This is a genomic window from Flavobacterium geliluteum (assembly GCF_017948595.1).
GTDB classification, from domain to species: domain Bacteria; phylum Bacteroidota; class Bacteroidia; order Flavobacteriales; family Flavobacteriaceae; genus Flavobacterium; species Flavobacterium flavipigmentatum.
The window spans coordinates 1-18,715 of record NZ_JAGFBV010000030.1 but is presented as its reverse complement, the minus strand read 5'-3'; the positions used below and the strand labels follow the sequence as shown (position 1 = coordinate 18,715).

At 34.3% G+C, this 18,715-nt stretch carries 14 protein-coding genes and 1 pseudogene; 4 read left to right on the top strand and 11 right to left on the bottom strand.

The features are described 5' to 3' along the window. Positions 1 to 201: 201 nt before the first annotated feature. The 5 genes from J3495_RS16005 to J3495_RS15985 all read right to left on the bottom strand — a co-directional run bounded on the left by J3495_RS16005 (position 202) and on the right by J3495_RS15985 (position 6,843). Positions 202 to 2,469, bottom strand: a complete 2,268-nt coding sequence (locus tag J3495_RS16005) for a multicopper oxidase family protein (RefSeq protein WP_210667549.1) — start codon at positions 2,467 to 2,469, stop codon at positions 202 to 204. Beyond that, entirely contained in the window at positions 2,426 to 5,020 is a 2,595-nt protein-coding gene (locus J3495_RS16000; RefSeq protein WP_210667548.1) for a heavy metal translocating P-type ATPase, read from the bottom strand. Before J3495_RS16000 ends, J3495_RS16005 begins: the two co-directional genes overlap by 44 nt. Before the next feature lie 180 nt (positions 5,021 to 5,200). Beyond that, a complete protein-coding gene (locus tag J3495_RS15995; RefSeq protein ID WP_210667547.1) occupies positions 5,201 to 5,761 on the bottom strand; it encodes a helix-turn-helix domain-containing protein in 561 nt (186 codons plus the stop codon). Positions 5,762 to 5,763: 2 nt separating this feature from the next. Further along, entirely contained in the window at positions 5,764 to 6,291 is a 528-nt protein-coding gene (locus J3495_RS15990) for a DUF3347 domain-containing protein (RefSeq protein WP_210667546.1), read from the bottom strand. A gap of 165 nt (positions 6,292 to 6,456) precedes the next feature. After that, positions 6,457 to 6,843 (bottom strand): hypothetical protein, encoded by a 387-nt coding sequence (locus J3495_RS15985; protein WP_210667545.1) that lies wholly within the window; start codon positions 6,841 to 6,843, stop codon positions 6,457 to 6,459. 710 nt (positions 6,844 to 7,553) lie between these two features. Here J3495_RS15985 and J3495_RS15980 point away from each other — a divergent pair. The 3 genes from J3495_RS15980 to J3495_RS15970 are packed head-to-tail and all read left to right on the top strand — an operon-like array spanning position 7,554 to position 14,185. Beyond that, on the top strand, positions 7,554 to 10,772 hold the full coding sequence (locus J3495_RS15980; RefSeq protein ID WP_210667544.1) for a SusC/RagA family TonB-linked outer membrane protein: 3,219 nt from the start codon (positions 7,554 to 7,556) through the stop codon (positions 10,770 to 10,772). Positions 10,773 to 10,791: 19 nt separating this feature from the next. Next, on the top strand, positions 10,792 to 12,573 hold the full coding sequence (locus J3495_RS15975) for a RagB/SusD family nutrient uptake outer membrane protein (protein WP_210667543.1): 1,782 nt from the start codon (positions 10,792 to 10,794) through the stop codon (positions 12,571 to 12,573). 40 nt (positions 12,574 to 12,613) lie between these two features. Beyond that, on the top strand, positions 12,614 to 14,185 hold the full coding sequence (locus J3495_RS15970; protein ID WP_210667542.1) for a DUF4957 domain-containing protein: 1,572 nt from the start codon (positions 12,614 to 12,616) through the stop codon (positions 14,183 to 14,185). Positions 14,186 to 14,251: 66 nt separating this feature from the next. Here the strand turns inward: J3495_RS15970 and J3495_RS15965 are convergent, their stop codons facing one another. The 5 genes from J3495_RS15965 to J3495_RS15945 form a co-directional block, all read right to left on the bottom strand. Then, entirely contained in the window at positions 14,252 to 14,815 is a 564-nt protein-coding gene (locus tag J3495_RS15965; protein WP_210667541.1) for a DUF6642 family protein, read from the bottom strand. 238 nt (positions 14,816 to 15,053) lie between these two features. Then, positions 15,054 to 15,443, bottom strand: a complete 390-nt coding sequence (locus J3495_RS15960) for a hypothetical protein (protein WP_210667540.1) — start codon at positions 15,441 to 15,443, stop codon at positions 15,054 to 15,056. 318 nt (positions 15,444 to 15,761) lie between these two features. Further along, positions 15,762 to 16,226, bottom strand: coding sequence for a hypothetical protein (locus tag J3495_RS15955; protein ID WP_210667539.1), 465 nt, complete (start codon positions 16,224 to 16,226; stop codon positions 15,762 to 15,764). A 186-nt stretch (positions 16,227 to 16,412) separates the two neighbouring features. After that, complete coding sequence (locus tag J3495_RS15950; protein ID WP_210667538.1) at positions 16,413 to 16,790, bottom strand: hypothetical protein; 378 nt, start codon at positions 16,788 to 16,790, stop codon at positions 16,413 to 16,415. 313 nt (positions 16,791 to 17,103) lie between these two features. Beyond that, complete coding sequence (locus tag J3495_RS15945) at positions 17,104 to 18,048, bottom strand: NADP-dependent oxidoreductase (protein ID WP_210667537.1); 945 nt, start codon at positions 18,046 to 18,048, stop codon at positions 17,104 to 17,106. A gap of 128 nt (positions 18,049 to 18,176) precedes the next feature. Here J3495_RS15945 and J3495_RS15940 point away from each other — a divergent pair, with 128 nt between their 5' ends. Next, entirely contained in the window at positions 18,177 to 18,539 is a 363-nt protein-coding gene (locus tag J3495_RS15940) for a winged helix-turn-helix transcriptional regulator (protein ID WP_210667536.1), read from the top strand. 65 nt (positions 18,540 to 18,604) lie between these two features. Here J3495_RS15940 and J3495_RS19455 read toward each other — a convergent pair. Continuing rightward, a pseudogene (locus tag J3495_RS19455) lies at positions 18,605 to 18,715 on the bottom strand (IS982 family transposase); the annotation flags it as partial.

Genomic DNA, 18,715 nt, shown 5'->3' with positions numbered 1-18,715 from the left:
TGACATCATTATAGCTGTTTCAACTTCAGTCTATCTAAAAAGCCTTGGATTCATAGGAATATTCAGTAAACGCTCTAAATCTTCTAAAAAAAAGTTCGACATTTGTCCTTCCGAGGCTACAAAAACAAACCCTTAATCATCAATTGATTAGTTTTTTTTTATTGGAGACAATACCAATAAGAATAGTTTAATATTTCAATGCTAATAATTCAGATTAACTCCAAAACCAACTCCCATATCGCTGTCATAATGCGTAGTGACTCCGAAGTTTCTGGCCACGATATATTTTAAACCTGCCATATATTCACGGTCGGTATTCCACATAACATTCATTCGTAAACGTCTCGAAAGCGGAATATCTTTTCTTTCAAACTGAACTCTCAAATTTCCATCTGTATAAACTTCAACCTGAGCTTTTACAAGCATTGGTAGAGTATACTCGATACCGGCACTAAAAACTGAGCGATTGTCTTTGGTGCTGGATTGATTAAAAATATTTTGCTCGTTTTCGCCTATTTCCATTTTACGATAGCGCCAGTCAAAACCTATAAAAGGCATCAGCCATTGCATTTTGCCAATATATCGGCCAATATGTGTTTCTGTTTCGTAACCGTGTTTGTCATTGTAACCCAATCTCCATTCGGTGCCAATGCTCCAGCGGGTGTTGCTAAACATTGCTTCCCCATCATTTCCGTTGGAAGCAAAATCATTTTCAGCCATAAAATGGAACATTCGATCATCCATTTTTAGCATTTTATACGCCATTTTCGGATCATGAATCAGCGGATTTGGAGCTGAATTTTCATAACTAAAAATACGCCCCATTCCGGCCATCATGTGGTATAAAATATGGCAGTGAAAAAACCAGTCACCATCTGCATTTGCCTGAAATTCTATAGTATCAGTTTCCATTGGCATAATATCGATCACATTTTTCAGCGGAGAATAATCGCCGTGTTCATTCAAAATTCTAAAATCGTGCCCATGCAAATGCATCGGATGACGCATCATAGAGTTATTGTACAACACAATTCGAACATTTTCACCTTTTTTAATCAAAATTTTGTCGGTTTCAGAAACCACTTTATTGTCTAAACTCCAAACGTACCGATTCATGTTTCCGGACAATTCAAAACGCAATTCTTTTACTGGTGCCTCTTTTGGCAACGTTGTTTTGGTTGGAGATTTCAGCATTCCGTAATTAAGAGTTGTGATTTCGGCGACTGCTGTTGTATCGCTTTCTTCCATTGTCATTTTCATGTCTTCCATATTGTGGCCAGAATGATTTTTAACTTTTTCTGATTCATTATCTCCGGAAATTTCAGGATACATTACAGCATTCATGTCCATTTTGTTTAGAGACATTTTCATTCCCATATCGTTCATTTCACCATTCATTTTCATCATGTCATTCATCATTTTCATCATGTCATTCATCATTTTCATCCCTTCAAAATATTTTAATTTTGGAAGATGTGCAACAGGTTGTTTGGTTCCGCTTCCCAAAAATAATGACGCCGATCCCGTTCGATCTTCGGCTGTAGCCAAAAAAGCAAATGATTTTTTTTCCTCAGGAATCGTAACCACAATATCATAGGTTTCAGAAACGGCGATAATCAGTCGGTCAACTTCTACGGGCTCTACATCGTTGCCGTCGCTGGCAACAACAGTTATTTTTCCGCCTCCGTAAGTCAGCCAGAAATAACTTGAAGCCCCTCCGTTGGCAATTCGTAATCTAACTTTATCACCAGCTTTGAATTGCGACAACTGATCTTCATTTTTTCCATTAATTAAAAATTTTTCATAATAAACATCACTAACGTCCATGGCATTCATGCGTTTCCATTCGTTGGTGATTTTTGTCGAAAACTGATCTTTTTTAATGGCTTCGGCGTAACTTTGTGTTGTGCCTTTTTTTATTGCAAACCAATCGTTGGCATTGTGCAGCATTCTCTGGACATTCTCAGGTTTTAGATCTGTCCATTCGCTTAAAATTATCGGAACCGTTGGTAAATCATCAATTCCTTTTCTAAAAGTTGGATCGTCGATCTTTTTATTGATGATAAAAAGTCCGTATAGACCAATTTGCTCCTGTAATCCCGAATGACTGTGGTACCAATACGTCCCGTTCTGGATAATGGGGAAAGTATATTTGTGTGTAGTGCCCGGTTTAATTGGCATTTGAGTTAGATACGGAACTCCATCTTCTTTATTAGGCAGGAATAATCCGTGCCAATGCAAGGCCGTATTTTCTTTTTTTAGATCGTTATGCACATAAATTTCTGCAATATCGCCTTCGGTAAAAGTTAATGTTGGCATCGGGATTTGTCCGTTAACACTGATAGCTCGTTTTTCTTTTCCAGAAAAATGTACTAAAGTGTCGCGAACGTGCAAATCATAACGAACCACTTTTTGGGCTTTTACACTAACAGTTATCAAAATAAAAATAATAATAGTATGCAGTTTCATATAATTTTTTTTTAAGATTTAGATTTCGCAATCGTAACGCATTTACAATTACCGAAACCGAACTCAGACTCATGGCCAATGCCGCCAACATTGGCGAAAGTAAGATTCCAAATACGGGATAGAGCATTCCTGCTGCAATTGGAACCCCCAAAACATTATATATAAAAGCAAAAAATAGATTTTGCTTGATGTTTTTCATGACTGCATGACTTAGTTTTTTTGCTTTTAAAATTCCGTTTAAATCTCCTTTTACGAGTGTTATTTTAGCGCTTTTTATGGCAACATCGGTTCCGGTTCCCATGGCAATTCCAATATTCGCTTGCGCTAAAGCAGGAGCATCATTGATTCCGTCACCTGCCATGGCAACGATTTTGCCTTCGGCTTGTAAACGTTTGATTTCTTTTAATTTGTCTTCGGGAAGGCAATCGGCTTTAAAAGAACTCAGATGTAAGTCGTCTGCTACTGCTTTTGCGGTATGAATGTTATCACCCGTAAGCATAATTACCTCAACGCCCTGATCAATTAAATCTTTAATTGCTTTTGCACTATTTTCTTTAATGGCATCCGTAATGCTTACATAACCCAAAACAACGTTGTCTATCGCGATATAAGAAACTGTTTTGCCTAAATTTTGTTCGGCAATAATTTTATTTTCAATTTCTTTAGTAATAGAAGCACCAACCTGAATCATTAATTTTTTGTTCCCTAATGCTACTTTTAAATTATTGACGGTTCCTATAACGCCTTTTCCGGCAACGGCTTCAAAGTCGGGAACTTCAAGAATAGTCTGATTTTTTCTTTTAGCAAATTCAACAACTGCTTGCGCCAAAGGATGCTCGCTATGTTGATTAAGTGAGGCGATATTTTGCAATAAGAAATCTACATCATTATTTACAGCATAGATTTTTTCTACAGATGGTTTTCCTTCAGTAATTGTACCTGTTTTATCGACTATCAACACTTCTATTTTGTTCATGTTTTCTAGAGCTTCGGCATTTTTTATCAGGATTCCGTGTTGCGCTCCTTTACCTACGCCAACCATTACCGACATTGGAGTTGCCAGCCCTAAAGCACAAGGGCAAGCAATAATTAGAACAGCAATAGCATTAATTAAACCATAAATATAAGCGGGCTCTGGACCAAATTTTACCCACACAAAAAAGGTTAGTATAGAAATTATAACAACAGTAGGAACAAAATATTTGGCCACTCGATCGGCTAATTTCTGAATCGGAGCTCTTGATCGGCTTGCATCATTTACCATTTGAATAATTTGTGAAAGCATGGTTTCTGAACCTACTTTTTCTGCCATCATTACAAATGATTTTGTTCCGTTTATCGTTCCTGCAATTACTTTATCGCCAGATTTTTTATCCACAGGAATTGGTTCTCCCGTAATCATGGCTTCATCAATACTGCTTTCTCCGGTCTTGATTTTTCCGTCAACGGGAATTTTTTCTCCTGGTTTTACACGTAGTAAATTTCCTTTTACGATATCGTGAATAGAAATTACTTTATCTGCTCCTTCTACTACCAAAGTTGCTTGGGTTGGGGCTAATTTTAATAATTCTTTTATGGCTCCGTTAGTTTGTCCGTGTGCTTTGGCTTCTAATAATTGTCCTAATAAGACCAAGGTGATAATAACGGTTGCGGCTTCAAAATAAAGAGGAATGGCTCCGTGATGTGATCTAAATTCAACAGGAAAAATATCTGGTAAAAACATTCCGAAGATACTAAATAGAAAAGCTACGCTGGTTCCAATTCCAATTAGTGTAAACATATTTAAATTCCAAGTAATAATCGATTTGTAAGCACGGACAAAAAACATCCAGCCTGCATAAAAAAGTACCGGAATTGAAAATAAGAATTGTACCCAATTCCATTTTTCAAGAGACATTAAATGGTAAAGAGGGTTATTCGGAATCATTTCTGACATCGAAATAATAAAAATGGGCAGTGTAAATAATGTGGCCACCTTCATTTTCTTTGCTAAATCTTTGTAAGTTGTGTTTTCGTCTGTTTCAGAAGTTTGGATCGCAACCAAGTTCATTCCGCAAATTGGGCAATCACCGGGTTCGTTCGAAACAATTTCGGGATGCATCGGGCAGGTATATTGTGCTGCCTTTTGGGTAACTTGCGGAACTAAATCCATTCCGCAAACTGGGCAATCACCTGCTTTAGTATACGTTTTGTCACCTTCGCAATGCATTGGGCAATAAAAAATTCCAGTTGTATTGTGATAGTGAATTGCAGTTGTTTCTTTTTTGTGAAGATGTTCAGCGTGATTTTCTTTCTTGTGAGTGGAACAGCAGGATTTTGTGGGAGTTGCTAGATCATTTTTAGAAGAAGTCATTTCAATAGTGTACTTTCCTACTTCGGTTAAGGCTTCCTGAAATTTTTCGGTTGGAACATGCTTTTCCATTGTGATAGTGGCCAAGGGAGGATTTAAGGTAACCTCTGCCTGAATTCCTTCAATGGTATTCAAAGTTTTTTCGACTTTGTTACGACAGCCATCGCACGACATTCCTGAAATAGTATAGTGATGAGTCATTGTCTTATCTTTTAAAGTATTACAATGCAAATTTCCGAAGTAACGATTACTTAGGGTTGTATAATTTTGTGTATGATTTGTAAAATTTATGAAAAATAGATAATTACAGAAAGCTACTACGCTGTTTTATAATCTCGAAAAGTCGCAGATTCGTTTTTGCGACTTTTTGAGATATTGTTTTTATAAATTTTCTATTTGAATGCGGTTTTTATTCTTCAGTTGTTTGAAGTGGGTAGGCGTGAAGCCTGTAATTTTTTTAAACTGATTGCTCAAATGTGCTACATTGCTGTAGTTTAGGATATCGGCAATTTCGCTTAACGAGAGTTCGTTATAAATCAATAATTCTTTTACCTTTTCTATTTTCTGACTTATAAAATACTTTTCGATAGTAATATTTTCAAGCTCTGAAAACAAATTACTCAATGTGCTGTAATCCTGATTAAGGTGTTCGACTAAATAATCAGATAAGTTGATTTTGAGTTCGTTGTTTTTATGATGCACCAATTCAACAATAAGATTTTTAATTTTCTCGGTGGTTTTATTTTTTTTATCATCGATAAAATCGAAACCCAAGTTTTGAAGATTTTTGGTTAAAACTTCTTTTTGATCATCATTTAAAGAGTTTTTTAGTTGAATCTCGCCTAATGTTACTGAAATGGGTTGAAGCCCGAGTTTTTCAAACTCAGACTTCACCACCATTATACATCGACTACACACCATATTTTTGATGTAGAATGTCATGTTTATTTAATAGTTTCTACTACATTTCCACAAGTTAGCATCGAAGAACCGTAATACGGATTTTTTACTGCTTTTTCCTTGCTCAACCAATCTGCATCTGCCATCGGGCAATGTTGTTTGTAAACTACTTCATTTGATTTAGAAACTTTTATTAAATCATAAGTGCTTTTAGTCACTGATTTAAAAGTTTCACGTTGTTTTTTAAGATCAGTACTTGTCGAAATACTTTTGGCATCAGCCGTTAATTTTTTAACCACTTTCATCCAAACGGTATGTTCATCGCTGCTCAGTTTGTTCATTTTTATGGCTGTAATTGCGGTCAGTAAATCTTTCGCTTTCGCGGAAGTTAACTTACCATCACTTTTAATTAAGGCATCTTTTACAGTAAAATAAGCATCGTAAACAGATTGAAGTTGCGAGTCAGCGACCTCAAAAATAATGGTTTTTGATGTCTTAGTATCAGCCTGAATAGTATTGGCAGATAAAAATAATGTAAGTAGAATTGCTATAGTTGTTATTGAATTTTTCATTTTATATAAATTTTGATCGAGAATTTGAATCATTCTCGAAATTAATAATTTTAGTTTAAAATTGTAATTGAGCGTTATTGTCTCAAAAAGGAGTAGATGCCAAAACCTAATGTTTTTTGCTAGCGTTTTGCTTCATAAACACAATTATGGCTGTTATGAATGCAATTATTTTATTTTTGGTAGCAACCAAATAGAAGGAAAACCAGCAGAAATAGAAGCGGTTTTATGGTATGAAACAGATTTTTCTGAAGAAAAATTAAAGAGATTATTTGTGAATTCAAATTTGTTTTCTGCGACCAAACTAAATAGCGTAGCCGTTGTTGTACAGTTTGTATGATCACATTTTCCGTTGCAACCGTGCTGATCTTTGTCAGAATCATGATTTTGTGTGCAACATTCTTTTTTGCAAGCAGCTGTTTTTTCTTCGCTTGAAGTCATTTTCTGCTCACACGATTTTTTTTCAGAATTTTTTTCGCAAGCAAAACTCATATTGGGCATCAAAGAGAAGCCAAGAGCTAAGACAAAAAACAATATGTAAATTCTTTTTAGCAATGAAAATGTTTTGAATGACAAAGTTAGATATTTTTTTTGAGAGCTGCTATCTTTTTAAGATTTCAAATGTTACGTTTTTAACATCAGCAGGTTTTATCTTTTTTATTCTTATCGATATGTAAATCAGAATAGCTTTTTCTTGAATGTAAACCCGTAAACCATTTTTTTGATGCAGAATGAATTGTGTAGAATGCCTTTTCTATTAAGTTGTTCTCTGGTTAGAATTGTAATTGTAAATCTTCTCTTAATATTAACATTAAAGTTTACTTCAATCCTTGTAAAATGATTTCTTATTTAAAATAATAAAGAGCAAAAACAAAAACTTGATAATATGATAATATTTTATTGTGTAATCGATTGTTTTTTCACTTTAAATGTGGTAAATGGTGAAATAATAAAAAGATATTTAATATTTATTTACTATTTAAATTACACATGTCATATAAATAAGCTGATTTATTTCTAATAGTTAAATTATTTTATGAAATTTTTGTGAATTTTTACTTTTCGTATAAAAAAAATATTTATGTTTGTGCAATCGATTACATAAATTGATTCTAAGATAAAATGATACTATTTACTGGTGTTACGTGCTTCAGAGAATTAGAAAAACAAAGTTACTATAACGTAATAGCTGTTTTTTAGACAGAAATAACAAAAAATAAGGAAAATAAAAACCAATAACAGATTAATAACTTAAACAATAAACCATGAATTGTAAAGATTTATTTAATAAAGGAACAAATTGTTGTTTTGCAATTGTTTTCTTGCTTTGCTTACTGGCGAGCAATAAAATGAATGCGCAGAATCTAACCCTAGAAGGTACGGTCAAAGATGCCACAGGTATGAGCTTACCAGGTGTTAATATTTTAGAAAAAGGAACAAATAATGGTGTTTCTACTGATTTTGATGGACGCTATAAATTAAAACTTACCAGTCCAAAAGCAGTGGTGACTTTTTCATTCATAGGTTTTAAAACGAAAGAAGTTGTTGCTGCAGGTAAAACTAAAGCAGATATTGTACTGCTTGAAGATTCTAATGCATTAAACGAAGTTGTAGTCGTAGGATACAGCAGCGTAAAAAAATCTGATTTAACGGGTTCTGTTGCTACAATTTCTGGAAATGATTTAAGAAAAAATCCAGTTGCAAATTTGGCTGAGGCGCTTACAGGCCGCGTTGCGGGTGTGCAAGTTACTTCATCTGAGGGATCTCCAGATTCTGATATAAAAATTAGAATTCGTGGTGGTACGTCACTAACTCAGGATAGCGCTCCACTTATTTTAGTAGATGGATTTCCAGTGAATAGTATGAATGATGTTGCAGCGGCAGATGTAGAATCTCAAACCATTTTGAAAGATGCTTCGGCTACCGCAATCTATGGTTCGAGAGGTGCAAATGGAGTTATTCTTATCACGACTAAAAGAGGTAAAAATGGAGCATTGTCTGTCAACTATAATATGTTTTATGGTATGAAAAATTTGGCCAATCAAATTGATGTGCTTCCAACTGAAGATTTTGTAAAATGGCAATATGAATATGCTTTACTTGACGGAACTAACGGAGATGTAAGTTCGTATGAAAAATACTTTGGCAGATGGCAAGATAGAGATTTATACAATGGTGTAAAAGGCGATAATTGGCAAAAGCAAATTTATGGCCGTACGGGAGAAGTGCAAAGCCGTGATTTAGGAATACGTGGTGGTTCTGATAAATTCAGCTTTAATTTTAATTATGCACATTATGATGAAAAAGCAATTATGGTGGGTTCTGATTTTAACAGAAACAACTTATCATTGGCTTTAAACAGTAAAGCTTCAGACAAAGTAGATCTTGCTTTTACAGTACGTTATTCTGATACCGAAATAAACGGTGGTGGAGTTAACGAACAAAGAGAGGTTTCTTCTGCAGATGCCCGTTTGCGTCACAGTGTTGGTTATTCTCCAATTCCGTTACCGGGTTTAACAACAGATAACACAGATGAAGCTCTTTCCAGCTATCTTGTAAATCCTTTTGTGGCTGTGACAGATACTGATCGTCAGCAACTTAGAAAAAACTTCAATATGTTGGGAAGTTTTTCTTGGAAAATAATTGATAATCTTCAATTTAAAACAGAATTAGGAGCAGATAATTATAATTATCAGGATTATCGTTTTTACGGACGCAGTACGTATTATGTGAGTAACATACCATCTTCAGAAAATCAAGGAATGCCTGCGCTAACTATTGGGGATCGTAAGGATTACAGATTTAGAAATGCCAATACACTTAGTTATGATTTCAAAAAAGTAATAGGAGAAAATCATCATTTAAAAGTTCTTGGTGGACAAGAGATGATTAATTCGCGTTCAAACGAAGTATTTACTACTATTCATGGTTTTCCAAAACTTTTTGACTTTGATACAGCACAAAAACTGACTACTCAGGGAAAACCAAATTCTGTCGATAATTATTACAGTCCAGACGATAAATTACTTTCGTTTTTTGGTAGTATGAATTATGATTTTAAAGATCGTTATTTATTAACAGCGACTTATCGTGCCGATGGATCTAGCAGATTTTTAGGTGGTAATCGTTGGGGATATTTTCCAGCAGCAGCTGTAGCATGGAAACTTTCGGAAGAGAGTTTCTTGAAAAACTCTTCTTGGATTAATTTGTTAAAACTGAGATTGAGTTATGGTGAGGCTGGAAACAATAACATTCCAGTAGGACAAACAGTTCAGAATTTTGATTCTTCAACAACTACTTGGATTAACGGAGTAAATAGTTTCTTGGCTGCTTCTAAAACATTGGCTAATCCAGATTTGAAATGGGAGACAACTGTAACGCAAAATTTAGGTCTTGATTTTGACTTTTTTAAAAGCCGTTTAACAGGATCTTTAGAGGTTTATAAAAATGTAACCAAAGACCTTTTAATTCTCTTTCCAGTAGCTGGAACGGGTTATGATAATCAATACAGAAATATGGGAGAAACTCAAAATAAAGGTTTTGAGGCTACTTTGAATGTTGTGGCTCTGGAAAGACCTAATTATGGGGTGAGTTTTTCTTTTAATATTGGTGTGAATGAAAACAGAGTCAACTCTCTTGGAGTAATGAGCGATTTTGGAACAAACACCAACTGGGCATCTACTCAAATTGGAAATGATTATGCAGTAAGAGTGGGTTCTCCGATTGGTTTGATGTACGGTTACAAAAATGATGGTCGTTACGAAGTGTCTGATTTTGATTATAATGCAGGAGTTTATACTTTGAAAGCCGGTGTTGCAAATGCTTCAACCGTTGTAGGGAATGTACAGCCAGGTTATATGAAATTGAAAGATATTAACGGAGACGGTGTGGTAAATAACAGTGATCTTACCATCATTGGAAATGCAAATCCAAAAAGTACAGGAGGTTTTGCAATTAATGCAAATGCTTACGGATTCGATCTTTCGGCTGCATTTAACTACAGTATCGGAAATGATATTTATAACGCAAATAAAATTGAATTCACTACTTCTAATCAAAATGGTCAGTATAGAAATTTAAGTTCAGAAATGGCCGATGGTAAAAGATGGACCAATTTGGATACAGAAACAGGACAATTGGTTACAGATCCTGCTGCTTTAACAGCACTTAATGCCAATACTACTATGTGGTCTCCGTATATGAGCCGCTTTATTTTTAGTGACTGGGCAGTTGAAGATGGTTCTTTTTTAAGATTGAATACGCTTACATTAGGATACACTTCGCCAAGTTCTTTGGTTAAAGCTTTGCATGTTACAAAATTACGTGCTTATGTAACAGCAACAAATGTTTTTGTTCTTACCAATTATTCAGGTCCAGACCCAGAGGTTTCTACAAGAAGAAATACTCCACTTACACCAGGTGTTGATTATTCAGCGTACCCACGTAGTAGACAATTTGTTTTTGGTTTAAACCTTAGTTTCTAATTAAAATAATTTTCGAAATATGAAAAATAAAATAATAATAGCGGGATTAATTATAGCAAGTCTTTTTACTTCTTGTCAAGATGATTATCTGGATGCTCCAGCAAAATCAACTCTGGACGAATCAGTAATTTTTTCTACACCGGATTTAGCCGAAGGTGCGATAGATGGAATAAAAGTGCCGTTTGCAGAAACCAACTCTTACAGAGGTCGTTTTCTTCCGTTTTACGGATTGAATACCGATACAGAATGGTATAATACTTCGCAAACTGCCGGTGATGCTGCCGATTTATGTGTTTATGATGCAAAAACCATTAATTCTCAAATGAATACGACCAACAATGCTTGGGCAATGATGTATTCCGGAATCGAACGTGCTAATATCTGTATTCGTGGTTTACGTACCTATGGAGATCCACGACCAGGAACAGAACTTGGTTATTTATTAGGAGAAGCGCTAACGTTAAGAGCAATTTATTATGCTGATTTGATTAAAGCCTGGGGAGATGTTCCTGCACGTTTTGAACCCATTTCTACAGCTACTATTTATTTGCCTAAATCAAGTCGTGATGTAGTTTACAAACAAATTATCGCCGATTTAGGAGAAGCTGCTACCTTGGTTCCTTGGCCTGGCGAAACTGCAGCTACAAGTTCTGTAGAAAGAATTAATAAAGCTTTTGTAAAAGGATTTCGTGCTCGTTTAGCTCTTGCTGCAAGCGGATTTCAACAATATCCTGACGGAATAAGAAGAAGCACAGACCCTGAACTTTCAGTTGGAAACATGTATGGTTTAGCATTAAGCGAAGCCCGATCTGTAATTGCCAGTGGAAAAGCTAGTTTAGAATCTTCATTTGAAAATTTCTGGAGAAAATACAATCAGGAAAATACTACCGCAGGAGGAGAATCTCTTTGGGAACTTCCTTTTGCTGATGGTAGAGGTAGAATGTTATTTAGTTTTGCGGTTCGCCACACAACAAACGACCAATTTCATGCCAATGGTGCAAACCGTGGTGGTACTGCCGGACCACTTCCGCATGTATTTTACGATTATGATCAAACAGATACTCGTAGAGACGTTACTTGTGTTCCTTATAAATATGGTACCGCAGTAAACGGAATTGCAAAACAAGAATTAGGCGCTTTAAATACCTGGTATTTTGGTAAATATCGCTATGAGTGGATGAGCCGTTTTGTTACTTCAACGAATGATGATGGTGTTAATAAAATTTACATGCGTTATGCAGAAGTACTTTTAATTGCTGCAGAAGCCGCTAACGAATTAGAAGGTCCAGTGGCAGCAGCTCCTTATTTAAAAGCAATAAGAAGACGTGCTTTTGCTCCAGCCAATCAGGCAGTAAAAGTAGATGCTTACGTAGATGCCTTGACAGATAAACAGTCTATGTTTAATGCTCTTGTAGAAGAAAATAAATTTGAGTTTACTGGTGAAATGGAACGTAAGCAAGCACTTATTCGTTGGAATTTGTTAAAAACAAAATTAGATCAGGCAAAACAAAAAATGGCAGATTTAGCTGCGCACACAGGGGAGTACCAAGATGTACCTACTACTTTGTATTACAAGTTTAAAGCTGATAATGTAACTCTTGATATTTATGGATTGAATAGAGGAGAAAATACAAATCCGGGTGTGGAGTATACTTCTTTTGCTTGGGATAATTTAAATGCTGCTAAGGTTGCATCACTTTACAAAGCAGGTGTAAATCCGGATAACAGACAATTCTGGCCAATCTGGCAAGTATTTATTGACGGAAGCAACGGTCAATTGACTAATGATTACGGTTATTAGAATTTTAAAAAGAAATAATAAATTATAAGTTATTATGATTATGAAAACAAAATATGTAATAAAAGGAATAATAGCCACAGTATTGCTAACGTTTATTTTCTCTAACACCAGTTGTGAAAGTTATACGGAGGAATTAAATGATGGCATTGGAAATACAAGAGAGTTTTCTCCTATCGGACTTGATGCAAAAATTAGAAATCAAACTTTTGTTGAGTTAAACTGGACTGTAAACGAAGCAGCAGATCATTATGTTGTGCAATTTAGTGCCGACGATCCTGATTTTAAGACTATTTTTAAAACAGTTGAGGTAACAGGTGACAAATTGCCTCTAAGAGTACAATTAGAAGGAGAAACCGTTTATTCGATAAGAGTAAAAGCAATCACAACAGGATTGGAAGATTCTAAATGGTCTGTGACTACTGCCACTACACTATCTGAGCAGCTTTTTATCGCTTCTATAGATGGAGATATTGATGCAAAGCAAGCTACTTTAAGATGGTTGCCAAATAGTAATGTAACAGAAATTGTCTTAAATCCTGGTGCAATAAAACATACGATTACTGCCGAAGAAAAAGTGAGCGGTATTGCGGTTGTTACAGGACTAACAGCAGAGACGTTGTATACAGCAGACTTACTTAACGGAACCAAAAAAAGAGGAACTAAAGATTTTACAACTGGTATTGATATAGGAACTGGCATTCTGGTAAAATCAACAGATGATTTATTGCAAAAAATCGCTGAGGCAGCATCAGGAGCTATCCTAGTTTTGGAACCAGGTGATTATACCCAAGCCAATCAAACTGGAGAAATTACTTTAAATAAATCAATAACATTAAGAGGATTACGTAGTTTTAACAAACCAAAACTTCATGTAAACTTTCTTATGACCACGGGAGCGGGTGACGTAAGTTTAATTGATTTGGATTTAAAAGGAGATAAAATAGTTGGGACAACTCAAGTCTCAGTTGTAAAATACAATACTAACACTGTCACTTATGGTGCTCTTTTATTTAGTGGTTGTAATATACATGATTACGGCGTATCCTTAATTAGTGCAAGTTTAAATGCTGCTAAAATTCCTTCTATAATCGTAGAAAATAGTATAATTACAAATGTATTAACAAGTGGTGGAGAGTTTATAGATGTAAGAGGTTCTCATGTAGGACAACTTACTCTTAAAAATAGTACGTTCAATAATTGTGCGACTGCAAGAGCTTTTATTCGTTTGGATGCTGGTTTAACAGGGTTAACTGCTAATATATTGATTGATGCTTGTACCATCTCTAATCCAAATATGTTAAATACTGCTGCTTTTTCACTTTTATACACTCGTTTTGTTACCAACGTGATAACTGTTAGAAAAACATTATTTGCAAACACACCTGCACCATATACAAGGGAGACTGTAACTGCAAACCCAACTTTTACAGGTAATAACTATTTCAATTCACCAAATTTAAATGGTAATCCTAACGCGCTCGCAAATAATAGACCTGACACTGCTGGAACAGCTTTAGATCCACAATTTGTTAGTACCGCAACGGGTGATTTTACAGTTAAAAATCAAACTTTAATCGACAATCAAGTTGGAGATCCACGTTGGAGACAATAATATTTTTTTGAGATTAGTAATTTTAAAAAGGGATGCAGCAATGTATCCCTTTTTTGGTTGTTTAGGTTAATAATACAATCTAAAATCCAGTAATTTGCAGAGGGCATAATGTTTTTCATATAAAGCCTCCACAATATCTGCTACAGCATCGTATTCCTGACACAAGTTAAAGAAGGTTTTGTCAAGAGTGCTGCAGCTTGCAATTTTATTATAACTGGATCCGTAACCGGAAACAGCATAAGCTCCTGTGATATCAAGAAAGTATTGTGATTCTTCAGGATTTAAATCTAATATCTTGGTATTGGCAAAATGAATAATCTTCCCGCGCATTTTTCCTTCAAATAATTCAGCTATTTCTTCTAAGCTGTAGTAATAATCATGAAGGCAAATGTTGTTTTCCTGTCCTTTCATCACCAAATAAATGATTTCATAATCCTTAAAATTATGATCGTGATAAAGTAATGCTTGCAAGCTTTCTTCTAATCCTTCGATAGTATCGCAGGTTTTATAAATACTGGTAATACCTTGGTCAAACGCAATTTCTTCCAGGTTTTTCATCACTAGGGTAGTTGTGCTTGTTTCTACGTCTGGAACTCCTTCCAGACAAAAAATAAATTTATCAGAATCCATACAATTGTATTTTTCTATGCGTGAAGAAAAGCATCACGATGATTTGGTTAACACAAAAGTATTTTTTATTGCTATAAAGCCCTACATCGAAATGTTTTTTAACTATTTTTTTATCATAAAATAGTAGAAGAAATACAATAGTGATCAAGGTGCGATCTTAAATTTAAATAATGGAGATACAGCGATTTATTTGTATGAATAATAAACTGCTACTTAAAATATAAAGTGCTTAGGGATATCATCCTGCTCGATTTAGGATTTTTAATTTCTTCCACCATTTTTGTTTAATTTGTGGAGTATTATAGAGTGTGCTCGTTATTTTAATGGGTCTTTTATGACCGCATGCGGCACAAAAAGATGCTTTTGGAGTTCTGTAAGGTTTAGAACAATTTTCACATGGCGGGCCGTATTGTTTGATCCTGTGATGCATTATGCTATTGCATTCGGTTGGTCTGACACCGGTTAATTCAAAATAGTAATCTAATACATCTTTAAAACGTTCCTCTCTTGTCATATTGCAGGTTCCTGTTGCAAAACCCGTGCGATAGAGCTTTGTCGCAACCGCAAATTCTTCCTCATTTAGCATAGGAACTTCTGTTTTGCATCTCCAACACCAAAGTTTTTCCATGGTTATATTGTTTGTAGATTTAGTTAAGGAACAATTTTTTTATGTTTATGACTTTACGTTGCTGCTTTATAATTCAAAATTCTTTTTAGGTTTAATCGCCTGAATACAAAAATCGATTTTATTGTAAACAAATTAGCAGGTAGAAATACGTGTTTTTCGAGTTTGTAATAGAAAAAACAAATAAAAAATGTGTTTTGATATTTTTTTAAGTTTTTAAAATTGATTTTCCCACTATTATCAGGTAATAGTAATTTGGAAAAGAACCAGCTAGCAAAATAAGACATAAAAAAAGAGGCTTTTTTAAAGCCTCTTTTGTATTTAATGTTTTCCGTTTCCTTTACTATGACCTTTATTGCCATGATTATCGTTACCTTTATGTTCCTTATTATTTCCTTTGCCGGGTTTTTGTCCAATCGTTTTTTGGGGTTTCCCTTTATAACCTTTTGCATATTTTACTTTGTGGATTTTAAAATTATCATACGGATCATTTCCTCTATAATCTTTCAGAACTACTTTATACCCATTATAAAGATCATAATTTCGATAAGCAGATGGGAGTGATCGTGTTCTTACCCATTTTCCGTTACGGCTGTATACATAATTAGATGTGTTAACGTCATAATAGGTTTCGAGATCAGGCAAATAATAATAGCGGACATCTGTATACCCTGCAGGGCCCCATGCTGGTGGCGTTCCAATATTGACATTTACAGAGACCTGAGCCTCTACGTTGCTAAAAGAAAGGAATAACATCCCTATCAAAAAAATCTTTATCAGTTTCATAATTTTTAACTTTATTAGTTAATATAATCGTATAAATACAAAAACCAAGCCTAGATTTTTATATTATTGCATAATTTTTTAATTATTCTTATTTTTTATCTAATGTCAGGAAAAAAGAAATAATATAACCCTTCTTTTTTTTGAGTTTTACGAAATTAGAAGCTTCAATATCAGTAAATTGATTTTTTATTTGAGATTGATTTTTTTTACTCCTCCAAAATTTGTTTTTAAAAATTCTCGTATTTGAAATTGTGTTTTATTTCGAGTACTATTTTTCCACTCGTTCATATCGTAAATATGAATTTGCTGAGCGTTTGGATTGGTAAGAAATGAAATACGTGCTATAGAATATTTGTATTTCTTTATGCTGTTTGTAATATGCCGATCAGGAACCACAATAAGAATATTTTCCCAGTTAAGGTAATTTTTTGTGATATCTTCTCGCTCTTCCAATCCCAGAGATGCAAAAAAAGCTATTATTTTTTCATCATTTAATTTGTCAATCTTTTTGTCAATTTCTTTAAAAAGATCCTGTAGCGCATTTTCATCTGTAATACCGTCCATTGCTAAAGATTTTATTTTTTAAATTCTAAATAAAATTACTTTAAATTATCATTAATTATGAAACGATAGTTGTTAGAATGATTCTAAATTTTAGAACAAGGCAGTTTTAACTCCTATCTTCAATTCGATTGAGTATGTAAAGAATACCAAGCTCAGTAGATTTTTCAATTTCAGCAGAATTTTTGCCCAATTCTGAAGCTAAAAAAAGAGTTCTAACGAGCGATTCTGATTTAGACGAGTGTTTTTTTGTTGCTTTAAATAATTAAGCTTCTAGCTAATTTTCCTCATTAGAATATTGAAATTAAATATATATTTAAAGCTTAATTACAACTTTACCAACTGTTCTTCCGGTCTCTAATTGTAAATGTGCTTTATCCATTTCGTCAAATGAAAATATTTGTGACACATGCGATTTGATACTTCCTTTTTGCATTAAATCAGCAACAGTTTTCATATCCGCACCAGAAGATTCAACCAAGATAGCAAACAAATCCACATTCTTATTTTTGGCCTTTTCTACATATTCCGGAGCAATTGCGCCTAAAATATAAATGATTTTCCCACCTGGTTTAACCACATCGACCGAACGATTGTTTATGGGATCTGAAATTAAGTTTAAAACCAAATCCACATCAGAAACTTCCTTTTCAAAATCTGTTTTAGTATAATCAATATGCTGATCAGCTCCATTTTGCAAAACAAACTCTTTATTTTTCTCAGAGGAAGTTCCGATTACATGGGCTTTAAAGTGTTTCGCAATTTGTGTGGCATAATGCCCCACCCCACCCGATGCACCATGAATTAAAACTTTATCCCCTTCTTTTATTTTTCCGTTGGTAACAAGTGCCTGCCAAGCTGTAAGCAATGCGAGTGTTCCCGCTGCCGCTTCTTCATGCGAAATATTACTAGGTTTTAAAGCCAAATGCGAGGCTGGAACCGCAACATATTCTGCGTAAGCTTTTCCTTTTCCTGGGAAATTTACCATTCCGAATACTTCGTCGTTAAGTTTAAAATCAGTTACCTCTTTGCCAACCTCTACGATAGTTCCCGACAAATCCCAGCCTAAAATAACCGGACGTTCCTCTTCAAAAAAACGTTTGATACCAACTTCAGAAGACCTTGTTTTGTAATCAACTGGATTGATACTCAAGGCACTTACTTTTACTAAAACCTCATCTGCGTTAATTTCCGGTTTTGGAATATCTACATATTTAAAGTTGGATGCAGATCCTGCTTCATTCAATATAATTGCTTTCATAATAATTTATTTTAAAATTAAAATACAAAAGTATAATATAAGTACCTTTACCACAAGTATGCACTTTTTAGTATCCTACATACCAAAAGCATACTATTTTTGATTATCAATTATTTAAAAAATAAAAAATGGCAAAAAATAATTATACAGATGATTGTACAGATGTAGTTTGCTCAGTTGACTACGCTTTTAAGAGAATTGGCGGCAAGTACAAAGGAAGAATTTTATGGAATTTGAGCAACAAAAATATCCTGCGTTATGGAGAATTACGAAAAACGCTTATGGATGTAACTCCCAAAATGCTGACCCAGACTTTAAGAGAACTCGAAGAGGATGAATTAGTATCAAGAAAAGTATATCATGAAGTCCCGCCAAAAGTAGAATATTCTTTAACTGATATTGGCATGGAACTGATACCTTTTATCAATCATTTAAAAGAATGGGGAGACAAACAGCGCTTGAAAGAGAAGATTGTGGAAAAAGCACTTTAATAAGTTTTGGAAATAATTAGGTTGTTTATTTAAAAAAACATTAACACCTTAATTAATTCAAGTTGCTAGTTAATTGTTTTATTTAATTGTAAACCGAATACAAACAATGTTAGCTTTATTAAGAATCCATCCAGAGTAACTGCATGTATAGTTCTTGGGAATAGTTTTTTAATATC